Annotated in this window: 11 protein-coding genes, 3 pseudogenes and 1 riboswitch; of the genes and pseudogenes, 12 read left to right on the top strand and 2 right to left on the bottom strand. The window is 35.3% G+C overall.

Going from position 1 to position 21,083, the window contains the following annotated elements; all coding sequences use genetic code 11:
* The first annotated feature begins 2 nt into the window (after positions 1–2).
* The 3 genes from LCP48_RS15115 to LCP48_RS15105 all read left to right on the top strand — a co-directional run bounded on the left by LCP48_RS15115 (position 3) and on the right by LCP48_RS15105 (position 3,693).
* On the top strand, positions 3–1,223 hold the full coding sequence (locus LCP48_RS15115; RefSeq protein WP_004231067.1) for an MFS transporter: 1,221 nt from the start codon (positions 3–5) through the stop codon (positions 1,221–1,223).
* A 19-nt stretch (positions 1,224–1,242) separates the two neighbouring features.
* On the top strand, positions 1,243–2,658 hold the full coding sequence (locus tag LCP48_RS15110; protein ID WP_004231069.1) for a M20 family metallopeptidase: 1,416 nt from the start codon (positions 1,243–1,245) through the stop codon (positions 2,656–2,658).
* A gap of 69 nt (positions 2,659–2,727) precedes the next feature.
* The gene (locus LCP48_RS15105; RefSeq protein WP_004231070.1) at positions 2,728–3,693 is read left to right on the top strand and encodes a glutaminase; all 966 of its coding nucleotides are present in this window, start codon (positions 2,728–2,730) and stop codon (positions 3,691–3,693) included.
* 33 nt (positions 3,694–3,726) lie between these two features.
* Here LCP48_RS15105 and LCP48_RS15100 read toward each other — a convergent pair whose 3' ends face one another.
* Both LCP48_RS15100 and LCP48_RS15095 read right to left on the bottom strand, forming a co-directional pair.
* Positions 3,727–5,064 (bottom strand): amino acid permease, encoded by a 1,338-nt coding sequence (locus LCP48_RS15100; RefSeq protein ID WP_004231071.1) that lies wholly within the window; start codon positions 5,062–5,064, stop codon positions 3,727–3,729.
* A gap of 164 nt (positions 5,065–5,228) precedes the next feature.
* Positions 5,229–5,305: riboswitch (glycine riboswitch) on the bottom strand.
* 545 nt (positions 5,306–5,850) lie between these two features.
* A complete protein-coding gene (locus tag LCP48_RS15095) occupies positions 5,851–6,237 on the bottom strand; it encodes a rhodanese-like domain-containing protein (RefSeq protein WP_004231073.1) in 387 nt (128 codons plus the stop codon).
* 261 nt (positions 6,238–6,498) lie between these two features.
* Between LCP48_RS15095 and LCP48_RS15090 the strand changes: the two genes are divergently transcribed.
* From LCP48_RS15090 to LCP48_RS15050, 9 genes and pseudogenes are all read left to right on the top strand, one after another.
* Positions 6,499–7,278, top strand: coding sequence for a lipoate--protein ligase family protein (locus tag LCP48_RS15090; protein WP_004231074.1), 780 nt, complete (start codon positions 6,499–6,501; stop codon positions 7,276–7,278).
* Positions 7,279–7,478: 200 nt separating this feature from the next.
* Positions 7,479–8,276, top strand: a pseudogene (locus LCP48_RS15085) (ribonucleotide reductase N-terminal alpha domain-containing protein); the annotation flags it as partial.
* A 399-nt stretch (positions 8,277–8,675) separates the two neighbouring features.
* Positions 8,676–10,457, top strand: a pseudogene (locus LCP48_RS15080) (vitamin B12-dependent ribonucleotide reductase); the annotation flags it as partial.
* 151 nt (positions 10,458–10,608) lie between these two features.
* Positions 10,609–11,448 (top strand): TnsA endonuclease N-terminal domain-containing protein, encoded by an 840-nt coding sequence (locus LCP48_RS15075; RefSeq protein ID WP_225340346.1) that lies wholly within the window; start codon positions 10,609–10,611, stop codon positions 11,446–11,448.
* Positions 11,445–13,607 carry a Mu transposase C-terminal domain-containing protein gene (locus LCP48_RS15070; RefSeq protein ID WP_225340345.1) on the top strand — a complete coding sequence of 721 codons (2,163 nt, stop codon included), beginning with the start codon at positions 11,445–11,447 and terminating at the stop codon, positions 13,605–13,607. Before LCP48_RS15075 ends, LCP48_RS15070 begins: the two co-directional genes overlap by 4 nt.
* A complete protein-coding gene (locus LCP48_RS15065; protein WP_225340344.1) occupies positions 13,582–15,258 on the top strand; it encodes an ATP-binding protein in 1,677 nt (558 codons plus the stop codon). The genes LCP48_RS15070 and LCP48_RS15065 overlap by 26 nt, the downstream gene beginning before the upstream one ends.
* Positions 15,259–15,493: 235 nt before the next feature.
* On the top strand, positions 15,494–17,314 hold the full coding sequence (locus LCP48_RS15060) for a TnsD family Tn7-like transposition protein (RefSeq protein ID WP_225340343.1): 1,821 nt from the start codon (positions 15,494–15,496) through the stop codon (positions 17,312–17,314).
* A gap of 177 nt (positions 17,315–17,491) precedes the next feature.
* A pseudogene (locus LCP48_RS23435) lies at positions 17,492–17,810 on the top strand (heteromeric transposase endonuclease subunit TnsA); the annotation flags it as partial.
* Between the two features lie 140 nt (positions 17,811–17,950).
* Complete coding sequence (locus LCP48_RS15050; protein ID WP_225340341.1) at positions 17,951–21,067, top strand: hypothetical protein; 3,117 nt, start codon at positions 17,951–17,953, stop codon at positions 21,065–21,067.
* Positions 21,068–21,083 lie beyond the last annotated feature (16 nt).

Genomic DNA, 21,083 nt, shown 5'->3' with positions numbered 1-21,083 from the left:
AAATGACAACAAATGAAATAACGAAGAAATCTAGAAATGTCATCCTTGCACTTTTATTTTTAGGCTGGTCTTTAGGGAATTTAGATCGCTATATTATGAACTATGCAGTGGTTTCGATTACAGGGGATTTGCAACTGGATGCATCTTCTACGGGTATTATTTTAAGCGCTTTCTTTTTAGGCTATGCCATTATGCAAATACCGGGTGGCTGGCTGGCCGATAAATTTGGCGCAAAACGAGTTTTATTGATGGCTGTTATTATGTGGTCTATTTTTACGGGTCTAACAGCTATTGCGTGGTCTTTAACAGCGATGATTGTGATTCGTTTTTTATTTGGCATTGGTGAGGGTGGATTTCAGCCATCAAGCTCTAAAATTATTGCTACGATTTTCCCAAAAGAGGAAAGAGGTAGAGCGATGTCCATTATGCTTACTTCTGGTGGCATTGTTTCACTCATCGTCCCTTTACTAGCTGCTTATTTATTGGGAACGATTGGCTGGCGTATGATGTTTATCATTATTGGGGCAATTGGAGCAATAATTGCCTTTTTATATTGGAAATACATTAAACTCCCACAAGATGAGGCAGCTATAGCTGGAACAGAAAATACTACGAACAAAGTGAATTTTAAAGAATTATTGAAAACACCCCTAATGTGGAATTTAATCATTGCTTATTTTTGTATTTATGCAGTGAACTGGGGATTAGTTTCTTGGATTCCAACATATCTTCAAAAAAATCGAGGCTTGGATTTAATGTCCATTGGTTGGGCGCAAACAATACCTGCCATTACAACGATAATTGGTGTATATGGTAGTGGCTATATCATTGATAAGCTACCAAAAGGTATGGAGAAGGTGTTAGGCTCCATCTCCTGCGCAGTCATTGGTCTTTTATTGTATTTAATGTTTACTGCCAAAACAGTGTCGTTATTTATTGGTTACCAAACAGTCGTGTCGATATTTATTGCGTTTGTCATTACATTACTACCTGTTATTGTACTCAAGAAATTACCTTCTTCTATCACAGGTTCTGCAATGGGGATCGCTAATACAGGTGGACAATTAGCAGGATTTGTTACACCAATGGCAATTGGATTTATGGTTGATGCCTTTAATGGCTCCTTTGATGCAGCCTTTTGGATGTTAATTGGCTTTGCGCTTATCTGTATTGTGTCGCTTGTCACACTAAACGACCAAAAAGGAACATTGTTAAAAGCATAATGAAATTGGAGGGACACATATGAGTTATCATGAAAAAATTTCAACGTTAATTGAAGCAAAACAGCAAGCTACAGTAGCATTAAGCGATGCGATTTGGGCTGTGCCCGAGCTTCATTTTCAAGAAAAGAAATCGATGGAATATATGAAACAGGCACTAGAAAAAGAGGGTTTTCAAACACAAGTCGGTGTTGCTGGTCTTGAAACAGCGCTTGTTGGAACTTATGGTTCTGGCAAGCCTGTCATTGCCTTTTTAGGTGAATATGATGCGCTTCCAGGCTTGAGTCAAAAAGGTGGGGCAACACAACATGAGCCTCTTGAGGATGGTGGAAGCGGACATGGCTGTGGTCATAACTTATTAGGTACTGGCGCATTCGCAGCTGCTGTTGCTGTAAAAGATTATTTAGAGCAAAATCATCAGTTAGCAACAATCCGTTTTTACGGTTGTCCTGCAGAGGAGAATGGATCTGGTAAAGCTTATATGGCAAAGGCTGGCCTTTTTGATGATGTTGATATCGCGATCTCTTGGCATCCAGGTACGTTTTCGACTGTGATGACATGTAGTTCTCTAGCAAACTATGCAGCAACGTTTAAGTTTACGGGCAAAAGTGCTCATGCCGCAGCTGCACCACATCTTGGACGAAGTGCTTTAGATGCTGTTGAGCTTATGAATGTTGGGGTAAACTACTTACGAGAACATATCATTCCAGAAGCTCGTGTGCATTATGCCATTACTAATTCAGGCGGGACTTCGCCAAATGTAGTTCAACCATATGCAGAGGTAACGTATCTAGTTAGGGCACCTAAAAAGCAGCAAGTGCAGGAAATTTATCAGCGCGTTGAGAACATTGCAAAGGGAGCCACAATGATGACAGGGACGTCAGTGGACATTGAGTTTGAAGGTGCTGCTTCGAGTCTTATTACAAATAAAACACTTTATGATGTGATGTATCAACAAATACTTGAAATCGGTATGCCAGACTATACAATAGAGGATGAACAGTATGCGCAGGCTATTTTCAATACGTTTACACCAGAAGTACAAGCAGCTTCATTAGTGGGCTTGCGTAAAGAAGATGCCAAGCTATTACAAGGAAAAGTGATTGCTAATCATGTTCCAGGCATGCTACCTGAATTTATTATGGGTGGCTCTACAGATGTTGGAGATGTTAGCTGGAACGTACCAACCGTGCAGTGTACAACTGTATGCATGGCATTAGGGACACCATTACATACATGGCAGGTAGTGTCTCAGGGAGTTACCCCAATAGCGCATAAAGGAATGCTACAGGCTGCTAAAATTATGGCTTGTACAGCCTTAGCGTTGCTGGATAATCCTCTATATATTGAAAAAGCGAAAAAGGAATGGCAAGAACGTCTTGATGGTGAAACATATCAATCTTTAATTCCAGAGGGAACACAGCCACCTAAGCGCTAACGGGATAGAGTCTTCATAGGAGAACTATGGAGGCTCTGTTTTTGCCTCATTTTGAAAGGAGAACACAACATGTCAACACAACCGAATCATCAGCATCAACTTTTAACACAGTGGGTATCACAGTATCGTGCTACTGCCAAAGAAGGGCAATGCGCTAGTTATATCCCTGCTTTAGCCCAAAAAGATCCCAACCAATTAGCTGTGGCGATTGTTGGGACTGAAGGCCACGAAATCAAAGCGGGAGATACCGAAGAACTATTTACCCTTCAAAGCGTTTCCAAGGTCATTACCTTTATTTTAGCCTGTATGGATCGAGGCTTACCATATGTTTTAGAAAGAGTAGATGTTGAACCAACAGGAGATACCTTTAACTCAATTATTCGCTTAGAAAGTCATCAGCCAGGTAAACCCTTTAACCCGATGATTAATGCTGGAGCTATTACGGTATCCTCCATGTTGGCTGGTCATTCTCCACAAGAGAAGGTCACAAAGATTCTACAATTTTTAGAACAAATCATCGGCAAGCAATTAAGTATCAATGAAGAAGTATTCCAGTCAGAGTGGCATACGGCTAATCGTAATCGAGCATTAGCCTACTACTTAATGGATTCAGGGTTCTTAGATTGTCCAGTAGAAGCGGCGCTTGAGGTTTATTTGAAGCAATGTGCAATTGAAGTCAATGTATCAGATTTAGCCATGATTGGCCTAGTTATTGCGAATGATGGCTATCACCCACTGTTAAAGAAACAGCTATTCCCTAAACAAGTGGCAAAATTAGCGAAGGCCTTGATGGTGACATGTGGTATGTACAATGCCTCAGGGAAGTTCGCGGCATTCATCGGCCTTCCTGCCAAAAGTGGTGTATCAGGCGCGATTCTTGCGGCTGTTCCAGGGCATGCAGGTCTGCACTCACCGTTTCCTACTGGCTGTGGTATTGGAATTTACGGACCAGCGATTGATCCAATAGGAAACAGTGTGGCAGGTGTAAAGTTGCTAAAACAGCTAGCAACAGAATGGGATATGACTATTTTTTAATAAGTGAAGATGATTTCAGCGATTAGTCTGAAGTCATCTTTTTTTCATTTTATAAATAATAAATAAAGCGATAAACCAAATTGGTGTTAACAGCAGTGCTGTACGCGTAGCCTCAGAAATAAACATCACCATTAATAAAAAGGCAAAAAACGCAAGCACAACGTAGTTGATAAAAGGTGTCAGTGGTGCTTTGAAGATGGAAGCTTCATGTAAAGCGCGTTTTTTTCGTTTGTAGATGATGTGCGAAATGATGATAATGCTCCACACCCATATAAAACAAATTGCACTAATGGTCGTCACAACACTAAAGGCATTCTCTGGCATCAACTTACTTAACAGAGCACCAATTGATACAACAATAGCGGAAATAACGAGTGCATTACTTGGTACACTGTTTCTGTTGAGTTTTGCGAATGCTGGAGATGCCTGTTTATTGTTACCAAGATTATAGAGCATCCGACTTGTGGAGAATAACCCACTGTTACCTGCTGAAGCCGCTGAAGTAAGCACAACAAAATTTATAATACCAGCAGCAATCGGGATACCTGCTAATGTAAACACTTGGACAAAGGGGCTGCTTGAAGCAGACATCTCATACCATGGGTTAATACATAAAATGACAAATAATGCCCCTACATAGAAAAGCAAAATACGAAATGGAATTTTATTAATGGCAGAAGGAATATTTTTTTGAGGATCTGCTGTTTCAGCTGCTGAAACCCCCACTAATTCCACCCCAACAAATGCAAAGACAACCATTTGGAAGGCCATTAAAAAGCCGTATATACCATTTGGGAACATGCCTCCATGTGCCCACAGATTATCAACTGATACTGCTCCTGAACTAGTTTGAAAGCCAGTTACTAACATAAAAAGACCAATAATAATAAGCGCTACAATCGTAATAACTTTAATAATAGCGAACCAAAATTCTAGCTCACCAAAAAGCTTAACAGTTAATAGATTTAGTAATAATAACAATACGAGGCAACCAATGGCTGGCACCCATTGTGGGATATCAAACCAATATTGTGTATAAACCCCCACCGCAATAATGTCTGCCATCGCCGTCATAATCCAACAGAACCAGTATGTCCAACCTGTTACATAACCTGCCCAAGGCCCTATGTATTCGGATGCAAAATCCGTAAATGAAGTGTAGCCTGCATTGGATAGTAATAATTCACCTAAGGCACGCATCACAAAAAATAGCGCTGTCCCTACAATTAAGTAAGCTAGGATGATCGAAGGCCCTGCTAAGGCAATGGCTTTCCCAGAGCCTAAAAATAAACCAGTCCCAATTGTTCCACCAATGGCAATAAGCTGCACATGGCGATTTTTTAAATCTCGTTTTAATTGTTGCTGTTCCACGTTAATCCCCCTCAAAGATGCATAAAAAACTATGACTGGAAAAATAAAAAGAGACTAGTTGTAACACTAGTCTCGGAAAAACGTCAGAATAACAAATACCATTTACTCGCAGATGTCTACATGAAATAGGTAAAATATTTTATGTAGCATCGCTTATAAAAGCGTATTACTCCTCTGTCCTTTTGCCTGAGATAGTGAACCCTTCGGCGACGCAATGTGCGCTCTCTCCAGAACTGCTCCTGCTATAGTTTGATCCATAGCATTCATAGCTTATTAACTTGATATTCAATTATTATTGTAAGATATTATACATCCTAACAGTGCTTCTAAAATTATTCAACAATAAACTTTAGCTATTTTCAGAAAAATAGAAGAATAGGGTTCATAACTGGTATATCTCTAACGAAAAATAGTATTTTTGGTCATCAAAGTGTTTCGTGAAGGGGTTTTTAAATATGAGGTGGATTATTGGAAGCTCGCTTGGTTATAGCTATCGAAGCGCTCAAACATATGAGAAACCTTCTCCAAAAGAGTATTAAAGCGCTCATTTTGATGAGGACCCGACTCAAGTAGTGAAACTCGTTCAAAGTAGACTTGGTATCAAAAAGGGGACTATATTTCATTTTACTGCTGGATTTTTTCTATCCCTACATATTATCACAGACTTAATATACAAAAAGCTCGTACAGCATCATTCGAAATAGATATAATATAGTAGAAACTCTGAATTTTTTAAAAAAGAAGTCGTCTCATAGTACTTTGAGACGACTTCTTTTGATGGGAGCATTAATATTTTTTTGCTTTTATTTTACCTGTCCAAGTTTTGAAACCACCTTGAAGTTGGTAAATTTGGTTGTACCCACGTTTTTTAAGAAATAGTGCAGCACGTGAGCTACGGCCTGTATTTTGACAGTATAGATATACTGGTAAATCTGGGCGGATTTCTTTATAACGTTGACGTAGTGTTGTCGAAGGAACATTTCGTGCACCAAGAATGTGACCAGCATCAAATTCCTTTTGCTCACGAACATCGATCAGCTGCGCTTTACGATAGCCTTCAATAAATTGCTCTTGTGTTAGGTTGGTTACGGCTTTTTTGAGTCGTAGTGCATTAATTCCGATATATGCAATTGTGACTACTAAAACGACACCGATTGTGATAAGTATGTCCAAGATTTTCTTACCCCTTTCTATCTTCTCTATTATTATAAAAGATGCGCTAGCGATAGTCCAATGAGTTTGATAAAATTAACTAGGTTGTAGTGAATTCGCCTTTTTCGTTTCACAAGCAATTGTTTGCAATTTGAATTGTAGCATAATATTCGTTCAAGTTGACCCACGGGTGGGGCCTGATGGATCAGTATATTTGTAGGAGATGAACATATGACAACTTGGTATTTTTTAAATTCAGGGAAATGTAGTCCTTCTTTTAATATGGCACTAGATGAAGCATTACTTGATTGGCATAGTGAGGGGTTAATTCCACCAGTAATTCGTTTCTACGAGTGGGAGCCTGCGACATTATCCATTGGGTATTTTCAACAAGCTAAGAGAGATATTAATTTAGATGCCGTGCGTGAACAAGGCTTAGGTTTTGTTCGTCGTCCAACCGGTGGACGAGCTGTCCTACATGAACATGAGCTAACTTATAGTGTCATCGTGACAGAAAGCTATCCGAATATGCCAGAATCTGTAACAGAGGCATATCGTGTGTTAAGTGAGGGAATCTTGCAAGGTTTCCATAACCTGGGTATGGATGCCTATTTTAGTGTACCTGATACAGAGGAAAAAAGAGCGGATCTGAAGAGTCCAAAAAGTGCTGTTTGCTTTGACGCACCAAGTTGGTATGAACTTGTCGTAGAAGGGAAAAAAATAGCTGGAAGTGCTCAAACGCGTCAAAAGGGTGTCATTTTACAGCATGGTGCCATTTTATTAGATTTAGATCAAGAGAAATTATTATCTGTATTTAATTTCTCCAGTGAAGAAGCGAAGAATCGTATGCGTAGAAAGCTACCAGAAAAGGCTGTTGCCATCAACAGTCTTGTAAAAGAGCCAGTGACAGTTGAACAATGTGTGACAGCTTTTAGAGATGGCTTTGCAAAATCGTTGCAAATTGAACTAAAACCATTTACACTTTCTGAGGAGCAATTAGAATATGTCCGAGCTTTAGAAGAAAAAAAATATGCTTCAGATGAGTGGAACTTTAAAAAGTAAAAAATGGTATGAAAAAAATATTTTTTAACGTTTAATCCTAGTCATAACAAGTAGTTCTGAATCTATTAAAAAAAGCAAGAGTTGAATTAAAAAACTATATATAGTATCTTTTTTAAAGACATATACACAATATGTAGTGTTTAACAACACGAGATATTGTGTATTTATTTTGTAATGAAGAAAATAAGGGAGGCAAAACGATGGTACTCACAAATCATCAACCCGAAGTAAACAATCAATTTGAACAGTTAAACAAGGATATTGAACAATTCCCGCAGGTACACCCCGTAACATCTGATATGCATATTACACACAAAGGTGTATCGAGACTTGTCATGATCGATCGCTATTCGTTTAAAGACACAGAAAAGAAAACATTGAAAGCTGGCGACTTTGTTGTATTAACGGTAAAAGCTGATCCGAAATTTCCTGCACGTGGTTTAGGGACAATTCAAAAATTGGATATGTCTACAAAAACAGCAGAGATTTTGATTGAAGAAGATTATCGTAGCGCATTAGACGATCCGCAAGAGCAAGAAACGGGTGTGATTACGCGTTCAATTGACGTGTTAGAAAAGCCTCTTGAGATATTTTATGAACAAATTGCAAAACGAAATGCAACAGGTCTTGCTGCTGTTGAAAAAACACCAGAAAAACGCCAAGAGTGGTTTGAGAAATTTTATAAGCAATTAGTCTCTTTAAAATTCATCCCTGCAGGGCGCGTAATTTATGGAGCAGGTTCTGAAACAGATGTAACTTTCTTTAACTGTTACGTGATGCCATTTGTCGCTGACTCTCGTGAAGGGATCAGTGATCATCGTAAGCAAGTAATGGAAATTATGAGCCGTGGTGGTGGTGTAGGAACAAATGGTTCAACTTTACGTCCACGCAACACGCTAGCTCGTGGTGTAAACGGTAAATCATCTGGATCTGTCTCATGGTTAGATGATATTGCGAAGCTGACTCATCTTGTCGAACAAGGTGGTAGCCGCAGAGGTAAGCATAATCTAGGTGCTTCTGCGTAAACAAACCTCGTGAATTGCTGGAAACTCTTTAACGGAAATATTGTCACTTTAATCGAGGTGGGAAATATGGATGTTTATGATGCGATACAACCACATGAAAATGTTAAAAAACGCATTATAAATGCACTGCTAGCTACAACGTAATCGGAAACGGTAAACGTGAATGCTTGAAAATAGCAGTGGGATAAAGACAATCAGCAGCCAAGCTCCTTTTAAAGGGGAAGGTTCAACGACCATCGAAAACACGCTAGGTTAGCGGAAGTGAGTAGAGTAGGAGTGAAGCCACTCCGAAGTGCGAGGGCATCTAATAAGATGTAAGATATGGTCTCAACTTCTATGGTGACATAGAGAGTGGGGGTAGCGAACCCGCGTAAGAAATCGGCACAAATGATTATGCTAGCAGATTGGCATCCAGATATTGTGGAGTTTATTATTTCCAAAATGCAAAATCCACGTATTCTGCGTTACCTGATCGAAAATACTACGGATGAAACAATCATCCGTCTAGCCAAAGAAAAATTAAACTTCAAGCCACTTTCTATGCAAGAAGAAGCGATGTATCAAGGCATCGTGAATTATAAAAACATTGAAGGCTTAGGTGGCTTTGATACAGCGATCATTCGTGATGCTGAAAATAAATTACGTGATGGTGGCACGTACACTGTTCATAACCCAGAGTTTTTAACAGGTGCCAACATTTCTGTGACATTAACAAAAGAATTTATGGAAGCAGTTGAAAAAGACGCTGACTTCGAGCTTCGTTTCCCAGCCGTTGAAGAATATACAAAGGAAGAAATGAGCGTTTACAACACGAAATGGCATGAAGTTGGTGATGTTCGTGAATGGGAGAAAATGGGCTATAAAGTCCGCACATACCGTACAATGAAAGCAAAAGAATTATGGAATTTAATTAATGTATGTGCAACATACTCAGCAGAGCCAGGTATTTTCTTCATTGACAACGCCAATGACATGACAAATGCAAAGGCATACGGTCAAAGTGTTGTAGCGACGAACCCATGTGGCGAGCAACCACTTGCACCCTATTCTGTGTGTAACTTAGCTGCTGTGAATTTAGCACAGTTTGCGAATAAAGAAAATCAATCAGTTGATTACGAAGCACTACGTGAAACAGTTCGTGTTGGTGTTCGTATGCAGGATAATGTGATTGATGCGACACCTTACTTCTTGGAAGAAAATCGTGTACAAGCTCTTGGTGAACGTCGTGTTGGTTTAGGCGTTATGGGCTTAGCCGATTTGCTGATTTACTGTGAAAAAGAATATGGTTCAGAAGCTGGTAATGCGTTAGTCGATGAAATCTTTAAAACAATCGCTGAAACTGCGTATGAGGCGTCTACAGAGCTTGCGAAAGAGCGTGGAAGCTTCCCATTCTTAGTAGGTGCTACAGACGAAGAAACAGCTCGTTTACGTAAAGCCTTCACAGAGACAGGCTTTATGCAAAAAATGCCTGCTCATATCAAAGCGCAAATTTTAGCGACTGGTATCCGAAACTCACATCTATTAACGGTTGCACCAACAGGGTCAACAGGAACAATGGTAGGGGTAGCAACAGGTCTTGAGCCATACTTCTCCTTCACGTACTATCGTTCTGGTCGTCTAGGTAAATTCATTGAAGTAAAAGCTGAAATTGTCCAAGAATATTTGAACCGTCATCCAGAAGTAAATGAGCAAGAGCTTCCAGAATGGTTCGTTACAGCAATGGAGCTAAAACCAGAAGCACATGCTGATGTGCAATGTATTATTCAAAAATGGATCGATTCCTCTATTTCTAAAACTGTAAACGCACCAAAAGGCTATACAGTACAGCAAGTTGAAAAAGTGTACGAGCGACTATATAAAGGTGGCGCTAAAGGTGGTACGGTCTATGTTGACGGTAGCCGTGATTCACAAGTACTTACACTAAAAGCAGAAGAAAATGATATGGATCAACTTTCATTTGAAGAGGAATTAGTTGAAGAACATACAAAACGTCCAGTCGTATTAGTAGATACGATTCAAGCGTTAGAGTCAACAACTGTTATTGGCTCAGACGTTGGGAATACATGCCCAGTATGCCGTAAAGGCACAGTCGAAGAAATGGGCGGCTGTAATACATGTACAAACTGTGGCGCACAGTTGAAATGTGGCCTGTAAATAATATTTTAAATTAATTTGTGTAGTTTTGAAATAAAGTTGCGATGTTTATAAAAAAGATACGATGTTTAAAATAAAGTTGCGACGGTTGTAAAAAAGTTGCGATGAAATGCCTCTTTAGATTATATTTGTCTAAAGGGGTGTTTTTTTTATGTCTAAACGAGCAAGAACATCTAGAATAGAAAAATGGATTAAAGAAGGGCGGGGTTCTGGTATCGGTTCCGAGTATAAACCTTGGTTAAACATTCAAGATGTATCTTCACAAGGTCGGTCTACACGTTTAAGGGGTATTAAAACTAATAGACAACATGAGTTTTTATCAGATTTGGAACGAAACTACTTTTATTTAACTGAATATTCGGATTTTGTTGTTGATATTCGAGAGCAATTTCCTTTATTACCGTTGGAAGAAACAATTGTCATTGCAGATGAGTTAGGTATTAAACATCCTACAGACCCAAAAACAAATGAGCCAGTTGTAATGACAACGGATTTTTTATTAACCGTAGATAAAGGTGAAGGATTTGTTGAGCTTGCTAGAACAATTAAAATGAAAGACGAACTGTTAAAAGAGCGGGTTATCGAGAAGTTTGAAATTGAAAGAGTTTATTGGGAAAGAAGACAAATTGATTGGGGGATTGTAACGGAGCTAGAAATTCCTAAAGAAATGGCGAGGAACATTAGCTATATTCATGATTATTATAACCTCCAACATTATGATGCTTTTCAAGACTTAAGCCCTCAGCATATTGAAGATTTAGCGATGGCATTATTGCAGCGACTTTTAGAAAGTAGCCAAAGTGTTAGAGAAATTACAAATGTATTTGATAAAGAAACACATATGCCTCTAGGTAGTAGTATGACATTATTTTATCATTTGCTAGTGCAAAAAATTATACGAGTAGATATGTTAGAGCCACTAAACGTAGAGCAACCCATTGTCATTCAGTTAATCGATGAAAGCAAACTGAAGCAGGTGAAATATGGATGATTTATATTAACCAAGTTTTACAGTATACAGCTGATTCACAGCGTATTCGTATTATTGAAATTGAAGAATCCTATGTCTACGTTGTTAATATCGATACTACGAGTGCAATGCCAAAAAGAGAGTTGTACAGCCATTTAGAATTAGAGCTTGCACAAGGAGAGTTATTGATAGTAGCAGATCCTTTTGCTAGAGCAATTCCAGATAGCGAATTAACGCCTGTACAAATGAATAAGCGAGACGAGGATTGGGAAACCGTAGAAAAGTTTCTTCTTCCTAATATTAAGGAGCTTCTAAAGAAACAGGGACGTGAAGCAAAGATTGTAGAGATTGTATCTAAGAGCGGACTAGGAAAAACAAAGGTGAAAAAACTATTAAGTCGTTACTGGCAGCGTGGCATGAATAAAAATGCTATGTTACCTGATTACGCAAACTCAGGTGGTCGAGGGAAAACGAAAAAATTAAGCAATGACAAAATAGGTCGTCCACGTAGAGTAACTGTAAATAGTGAGTATCGAAGCGGTATTAATATAACAGATGAGATAAAAATGCAATTTGAACATGCTATAAATAAATACTACCGCAAGGCTAATGACTATTCGTTAAAAGATGTATACCATTTTATTTTGCGTGATTTTTATTCAGACCGTTATAAAGAAAACGGGGAAATCCAATATCACATTTGGGAGTCTAATCGCATTCCATCTTACCATCAATTTTATTATTGGTTCAAGAAATTAGAGGACCCTAAAAAGGACATTGAGTTCCGTAAAAGCGCTAAAGAATATGAATTAAAGCATCGTCCGATTTTAAGTAATTCAAAGGTTGAAACGAATGGACCTGGTACTCGTTTTCAAATTGATGCAACAATTGCAGATATTTATTTAGTGAGTGCTTTTGATGTGAATCGTATTATTGGTAGACCTGTTATTTATGCAATTGTTGATGTGTACTCACGTATCGTTACAGGAATTTATGTAGGCTTAGAAGGACCGTCTTGGCTAGGTGCAATGATGGCCTTAGATAATATGGTTGCTGATAAAGTTGAATTTTGTAAGCAATATAATATCGATATTATAGAAGAGCAATGGCCGACACATCATTTGCCGGAAATTATTATTGCAGACCGAGGAGAATTTGAAGGCTATGCCGTAGAAGGACTTATTAATAATTTAAACATCAAAATTGAAAATACAACAGCGTATCGAGGAGATTTAAAAGGTATTGTTGAGCGTAAGTTCCGTACAATTAACGGAAAAGTGAAGCAAAAAGCACCTGGTGCTATTCAAAAAGAATATCGAGAGCGTGGGGACAGAGATTATAGGCTAGATGCTACGCTGAATTTAAAAGAGTTTACGGCATTAATCATCACAATGATGCTACAGCATAACCATAAAATTATCGATAAGTATCCAATGGAAAAAGAGATGATTACCGATGGGGTTGTACCAACACCTATTAATCTATGGAACTGGGGCATTCAAAATCGTAAAGGGCGTCTCCGTATAGTAGATAGAGATATTTTACGTCTAAATGTATTGCCACGTGGCAAAGCAACCATTTCACGAGCAGGTATCAAGTTCAAAAATTTATTATACGGCTCAAAACGGGCAATTGAAGAACAATGGTATGCCAAGTTAAAAAATAAAAGTATCAATATTGTGTATGACCCACGCTATTTAGACAAAATTTATATCCCGAATGATAACGGAATGGATTATGAGACGTGCATTTTATTAGAGGTGAGCCAACAATATAAATGGGATTTTTTAGAGGATATTATTTTTCAGCACCAACTCCGAAATGAATTAGAGGAAGAGGAACGCTCTAAGCAAGTGCAACTGACAATTAATACAGATACGATGATGGATCAAATTATTAAGGCAGCAGAGCAAAAGAAGAAAAAGGCACTACATCAACCAACAAGTAAAAAAGAAAAGCTAGCCACGATTCGAGATAATAAAGCTAATGAAAAACAAGTTAATAGAGAAGAAGAGAAATTTGATTTATCGCCTACGTCTGCTGTAGATAAACAACCAACAGAGATTATAGATTTTACAATGAAAACAAAAATTGAAGAACAACCAGAAGAGAAAACATCTTCACGTCTTATGGAAAAATTGAAAAGGAAGCGAGATGAGAAATTTGGAAAAGATGAATAATGCCGTCTTAAAGGGTGATAGGGAAGAAGCCAACTATAAGCCACAGCTGCTTATGGAATACGCTCAAAACCCTTTTATTGAAGCTCTTCCACCAATTTTTAGTGAAGATGATGTATTAGAACGCTTTATAGTAACACCAAGTATTAGTGAGCGAGATAAGCAGAGTGAAACAAATATTCGTTATCATGTGCTGAAACGTGTGAAAAATTTTACTCAGCCGTTACCGATACATTTTGAAGTAGAGCGTAGGTTATCAACGTTGATTCGCCGTGGTTATTTAGCTAGAAATCCTTTAGATAAAACATTTTTTGAAAGAATTCGAATGCTACATGAACTGCGTGAAGATGAGGAGCAAGCCCATAATTATATTGATGAGCGTTTAAATCATATTCGCTCAACAGCAGATAGCCTATCGATTATTGGTATCTCAGGCATCGGTAAAACAACTGCAATTGAGCGTCTGTTATTAATGTACCCTCAGATAATAAAACATGAAATATACGAACAACATCCGTTTAATCGGACGCAAATTGTTTGGTTAAAGATTGATTGTCCCTATGATGGAAGTCTTTCAACATTATGTAAGAGCTTTTTCAAAGCTATTGACGATTTACTAGGGACACGATATTTAGAAAAGTTTGGATATTTAAACCGTTTGACATCTACAATGCTACTGCATATGACTTCACTAGCGAGCATGTATGGAATTGGTGTATTAGTTATTGATGAGATTCAGCACCTGTTAAATGCAAAAAATGAACAAGAAGAAATGCTAAACTTCTTCGTTACGTTATCAAATACAGTAGGTATTCCAACTGTTTTAATTGGTACGTCTAAAGCTCAGCAATTATTCAAAGGTAACTTTAGACAAGCTCGTCGTGCAGCAAGTGAAGGGGCTATTATATGGGATCGTATGGCTGAAGATAGTGAAGAATGGGAATTCTTTTTAGAAACACTTTGGGAGTTACAATGTCTTAAAACACGTTCAGAGCTTACAGATGTGGTTAAAAAGACTTTCTATGAGGAATGTCAGGGAATAACATCAGTAGCTGTAAACCTCTTTATCTTGGCTCAAGAGAGGGTATTGTTTGATGAGAGTAATGAAAATGAAATCATTACAGTAAGGGTGCTAAAACAAACTGCTAAGAAGGATATGAAAATTATCCAGCCAATGTTAAATGCAATTAGGAATAATGATTTTGCTGCTATGTATAAGTACGAGGATATAATGATTAATTTGGATGAATTGATGATGAATCATAAGAGGGGTACGCAGTATGAAGGTAAGATTAAGGCTGCGATGAAAGAACGAAAGAATACGATAGCTTACAAGCAAAAGGAAATAATTGAAGGTCTAAGCCTGGAAGTAGCAGCTATAGGTATATTTGATTCATTATCTTCAAGTGAAATCGCAAAAGCTACGAAAAAAATAGTTGAAGATGCACCGATTGATACGGATGAGAATACTCTTAAGGCTAGGTTGATTCCATTTTTAATTAAATTGAATGAAAAAGCAAAAGAAAAGAAAAAACATGTAGATACTTCAAATAAAATATTACAATTATTGGATTTAAGAGAGCGAGCATTGAGAAAAAAGAAACATCCTTACGAATTATTAAAAGATAATGGTTATATAAAATCTGAGGTATAAAGTGCAAAATATTAAATGGTATTGATATAGGTTGATACTGGTGATGGATTATTGTGAAAAGGGGATTAAAAATAATGAGTCAGTAATAATGTGGAGAGTGCAACGAAAAGCGGCAATTAAAACGTAGCATTTTCATGAAATAAAACCTCGTTTAGAAAGATATATAGAAAGTAAGATAAGAACATCTATTTTAAGAGAGCGGTTATTTAAAACAAAAAGTTAGGAATGAAATGGAATGTTAACATTTTTCACAGATCCATATCCAAATGAACTTTTATATTCAGCAATTGCAAGATATCATTTTTATTCTGGAAATATTGACTTTAAGGATACTTTAGAAGAGGTTTTTTCTAGTCGCACAGTTACTTCGAATTTGGAAATAGGAACTAGGATTTATGATTTTGTTAAAAATATAGGCGGAAATTATTCTGTAGAACTGATTTTAGGAAATTATACCATATATCCATATTACTCTCCTTTTTTAACTGAGGAGCGTCAAATACAAATAATAAATTTAAGTAGTGGAAATGGAAATGGAATATATAATGCATTAGGAATGACTGCAGGGAGTATTTGCAAAAAAGACGGAATATATTATTGTTCTTTATGTGCAAAAGAAGATATAAATTTTTGGGGAGAACCCTTCATACATAGAGAACATCAACTACAAGGAATTGATTATTGTGGGTATCACTCTATAAAACTAAAAAAATATGCTTTTAACTTTTCCGAAAAAAGTAGGTTTCAATATATTCGATTAGATATGAATATAATGGATTTTAATATTGAGGAGAATGAAAAGGATCTATATAAGGAAGTTCAAATTAAATTAGCAGAGATGGCAAATCAATTATTTATTTTACAATTTAATAAATATTCAGTACAAGAAATAAATCTAAAATATAGAACCTTATTAAGAAAACATGGGTTTATCATGGGAGAGGGCTTAGTTAAACAGGAAAAGCTTCACGATTATTTTAATGGAAGTTTTCCTAAAGGTTTTTTAGAAAAATATGAATCCTTCGTAGATATGACTAAAAGTGAAAATTGGTTAAGGAATATTTCGCGTAATTCAAAAACTGCTGTTCATCCATTCCGTCATTTATTGTTGATTCATTTTTTAGGTGAAGATATATATTCTTTTATGGAGATTAAAGAAGATAAAGGACCATTTGGTGCAGGTCCATGGCCATGTTTGAATATGGTGGCTAAGCATTATAAAGAAGATACTATTCAAGAAGTTTCAATAAGTACGAGGAAATATGGATTAATAGGAATCTTTACATGTTCATGTGGATTTTCTTACACAAGAAAAGGACCAGATACAGAAGGGGAAAATAAATATGAATATTATAGTATTTATAGGTTTGGAGAGGAGTGGGTAAGCAAATTATATGTTTTATATGAAGAGGGATATAATTTAAAACAAATAGCTCAAAAATTAAATGTAACACCAAAAACAGTAAAGAACTATTTAACAAATCCTCCTGAGTATAAAAGGAAATTCTTTAAACTTGATTCATATAAAAGACAAATGAAAGAACTAATGAGAAACTTCCCTGAATATCATAGAGCTGATTTATACAAGATAGCTCCTCGAATATATGATTACCTAAGGGTAAATGACCCAAATTGGTTTGATGAAATGTTACCCCAGAGAAGAAAAAAGGCTCAGAATAAACAGATTGTTAACTGGGAAGAAAGGGACAAAGAATATGCTGAATTAATAAAGAATTGTTACGATGAGCTAATACAATTGGATAAGCCCGTAAGAATTTCAAAATCTATTATAGGGAAGAAACTAGGTATACTTTCTAATTTAGAAAATCAAATAGAGAAGTTACCTAGAAGTAATGAATTACTACATTCTATAATTGAGACAGTCAGGGAATACCAGTACCGTAGATGTACAAAAATTATAGATGAATTAATAGAAAAAAATGAAACTATTTCATTATCTAAAATAAGAACTATAGCTAATATAACTAAAAAGGAACACTTTATAGAAATCCAAAATGATTTAAAAGAATACATTAATCATAAATTATTGATGTAGCTTTGCATCCAAAATTTTTCCAATATATGACTTAAGAATTTTATCTATGACAACATAGACGTGACTTTATTTTAAGTCACGCCTTTTTATTTTGCATATGTTTCAAAAATTTCACTGGCTAATTTAATTATTAAATGAATTTCTTTTTCTGACTTAGTTTTTAACTGACTAGTAAACATACCAGGTCGGGGTTCTGGAGTTGGTGCGGATTATAAACCTTGGTTAACTATTCAAGATGTGTCTTCAGACGGTCGAATTACCCGTTTAAAAGGTAATAAAATAAATAGACAGCATGAATTTCTATCAGACTTGGAACGAAATCACTTTTATTTATATGAATATTCTGATTTTGTTTTTCGATATTCGAGAACAATTTCCTTTATTACCTTTGGCAGAAACAATTGTTATTGCCGAGGAATTAGGTATTAAACATCCGACAATTCCAAAAACAAATGAGCCAGATGGACTCATTTTTAATTTTGCCTTCAAAAATGACTTAGATTTATAATACAGATTACAGTTTTTTGTAAATATATAGAATAATAAAGGGAAGTTTGTAATGAATTATGTGATAATATAGAACTAATAGAGTGAACAGCAATATAAATATAAATATAAAAGGGGATAGGAAGTTCTGTGATTGATAATATTGATGAAACTTTAAAGGGGATTAAAATTTCGAAATATCAAACAAATTTTCAACAATGCCAAGAATATTTTGAAGCATCTTGGTTTGGCGATTTTAATGACGAAAATTTAAATAAAATATCTAAAGAAAATCCAAATATGTTTAACCAGCTTTTACGAGTATTAGCTCTTTATAATATAACATTTAAAGGATTTCACAGTAGGCTTAATATTATTGTAGATACAAAAGATACTTTTAGTTTTGAGGATTATTTAAAATTAAATGATATTTTCCAACATGAACAACTTAAACGTATTTTAAGTAATCTTGGTTTCGAAACTAAAGAAAGTTTGAGTGGTGTTAATCGACAAAAGTTAATGAACTATTTAAGCGGTTATATACCGATGGAAATTATCGAAAAAGAGTTTGGGGATTTATGTATTAATGGGGTATTAGTTAGTTTAAATAAAAATGTAAAGCTTAATAATGAATTTCTGAATTTCTCTTCTGACCAATTTAAGCTAGAAATTAAAATCACAGATACATCTATGAGAATAATTAATCAGCATTTTGAGGATGATCAAATTAGGTATGTAGAAGATTTACCTGAGGATTTAGATTTATATTTTAGCAGAAAAATGGGTGTTGGTATTGGAAAGAAAGAAAAATTATTTGAATATTTAGATAAAATTTCAAATAGAATATATATAGAACAAAATGAAATAGAAAATAACCTTGTAGTAGCTCATAAAGAGTTTGGTGAAGGAGAATTATTAATTAATGGTGCAATCTATCAAATTCCCCTCAAGTATCTTGATAGAGAAATTGATTATAAATGTTTTACCCCTACAATAGCAAAATATTTAGAGAATGAAGGTGATATTTTCTTCAAAGATTTAAAAGGTAATATTATGGATAGATTAGGACGGGTACCGAAATTAGGGAGTAAAAAAATAGATCAGTTTCTTCAATTTTTAATTGGCTTAACACAGTATAATCTTGAAAATCAAGATGTTATAGATTTTAAGGGTTTTTGTAAGCTAGTTTGTGAATCAGATGAGAAAACAGGTTGTGATGAAAGAAATTTAGCAATTTTTTTAAGTCGCTATAAAGGCTTTACTGGTGGTGTGAATACTCTAGAATTTGTAGCTAAAGAATATAATTTAACTAGAGAAAGAGTTAGGCAAATAGTAAAAAAAACTGCAATAAAATTTGTTAACAATTTTTATTGGTTTTGGATTGAACTTCGTGACTATAAAGAATCTAAACCCTTTTTCACTGTGAATCAAATAGAGGAATTATTTGATGTGATATTTACATTTGAAGAGTGCCGATTTATTGGAGCGATATTAGCAGAATTAAGTAACGGCTGGAAATATGAGGAAGAAGGGTTTTATCATCAGGCATCTTATGAAGAAATTCAGATGATGCAAGGAATTGTCCAAATTGAGATGGAAAATTTATTTTCATCTAAGCTATATGTTAATGATTCAGATTTAAATAATTTATTACAAAAAATACAAAAAGAATATACTACTATCCCTGTATATTTAATTTGGGAAAATAGTGATGTTAAGCAATTGATAATAGAAGGTAATACAAATTTATTTATAAAAGCATCCTTAGAGAGCATGGCTTATAAAGTTTATTGTATGTATTTTTCAGAGGGGCTATCTTTACCTAAAGAAGCAGCGAAGTTAATTGACATGCTAAAACAAGAATTACCTAGTGTAGAATTCAATTTTACAGAACGAAGTATTACAGCTTATATTCAGCGTACAGCATATCTTTGGAACAGAGGATATTATGTACCTAAAACAAAGATTGAAAATTATAAGTTAGAGCAATTTAATGAAATCATAGAATCTATCGAGTTGCATTTAAAAGAAAATAATTTACCTGAAATGAGTATTAATTTAATTTTTGAACGTTTTCAAGAGAAATTGGCACTTATGAATATTGATAATCACTATGCGTTGTACACAATTTTAAAATTTTTAGAGCCAAGTACAATTTATTTTAGAAAAGTTCCTTATATTCGTTTAATTGAAAATGCTGATAGTGAACATGTTACACAAGTTGAACAAATAGAAGAATTTTTCTTTAATGCAGGAGAACCATTGGATCGTTCAGCAGCTTTTGAATACTTCACAAAGACTGTAGGATTACCTACATTTAGTTTTGAACAAAGGCTCACATTAGATTGTAATAGTATCGTACAATATAATGCTACTCAATATGTTCATATTGATAATGTTGAGGTAGACGAAGAAAAGTTAAATATGCTGGTAACACAATTAAAAAATGAAGTTGAGAAATTTGATGTTCCCATTCCAATTACGATTATAAAAAAAGCTTTATTGAAGCGTGCAAAGATAAATTCATATCATTTATTATTTTCATTAATTAAATATTACTATCCTGATGTATTCACATTTTATAGATACCCTCAGATATCCAATAAAGAAGTAATTAAATTAGGACAAGTTTCATTAAAGGGGCAGTTAGAACAATACTTATTAGAACAAGGGAAAGTTGTATTTATTTCGCAAATTAATAATCATTTTACTAGTCAGGGATGGACTCAAAATGAGATTTCAATCAGATTTTCATTGTCTCATATGATAGTACCTATTGAAAAAGGCGCTATGTATGTGCATAGAGATATTTTAGAACTTACTGAAGCGAAGATTGATAAATTAGCTAAACAAGTTTATGAATATTATGTTGAAAATCAAGAAAATCAAGGGTATTTTTTTATTTCAGTTAATGACGATATGTTGTATCTATTACAACAAGCAATAGAATTTCCTAAATTAACCGATAATCAAGTTTGGACAGTAGATCTTTTAAAAGCTGTATTAAAAATATCTGGCCGGTTCTTTACTCCATTTATAAAGGACACAGTACTCTTTACAAGAGATAATAAATTTAACTTGGAAGATATAGAATCGATAATAGTTCATACATTGAAAGTGGTATTTGAAGGTAGAACAACGATAAAAAAATTAGAGCAATGGCTAGTTAGTCATGAAGTTATGACGTATAAATATTTTAAACGTATCTTAGAAGATGATGAAGCTCAATATCAACACGATGGCATAATTATATGGATAAGGCAATAAAAAAATTGAGGTGAGC

The sequence above is a fragment of the Lysinibacillus capsici genome, from assembly GCF_020217405.1.
GTDB classification, from domain to species: Bacteria; Bacillota; Bacilli; order Bacillales_A; family Planococcaceae; genus Lysinibacillus; species Lysinibacillus capsici.
Note: the sequence above shows the minus strand (reverse complement) of the source record. Positions and strands in the feature narration are given on the sequence as shown.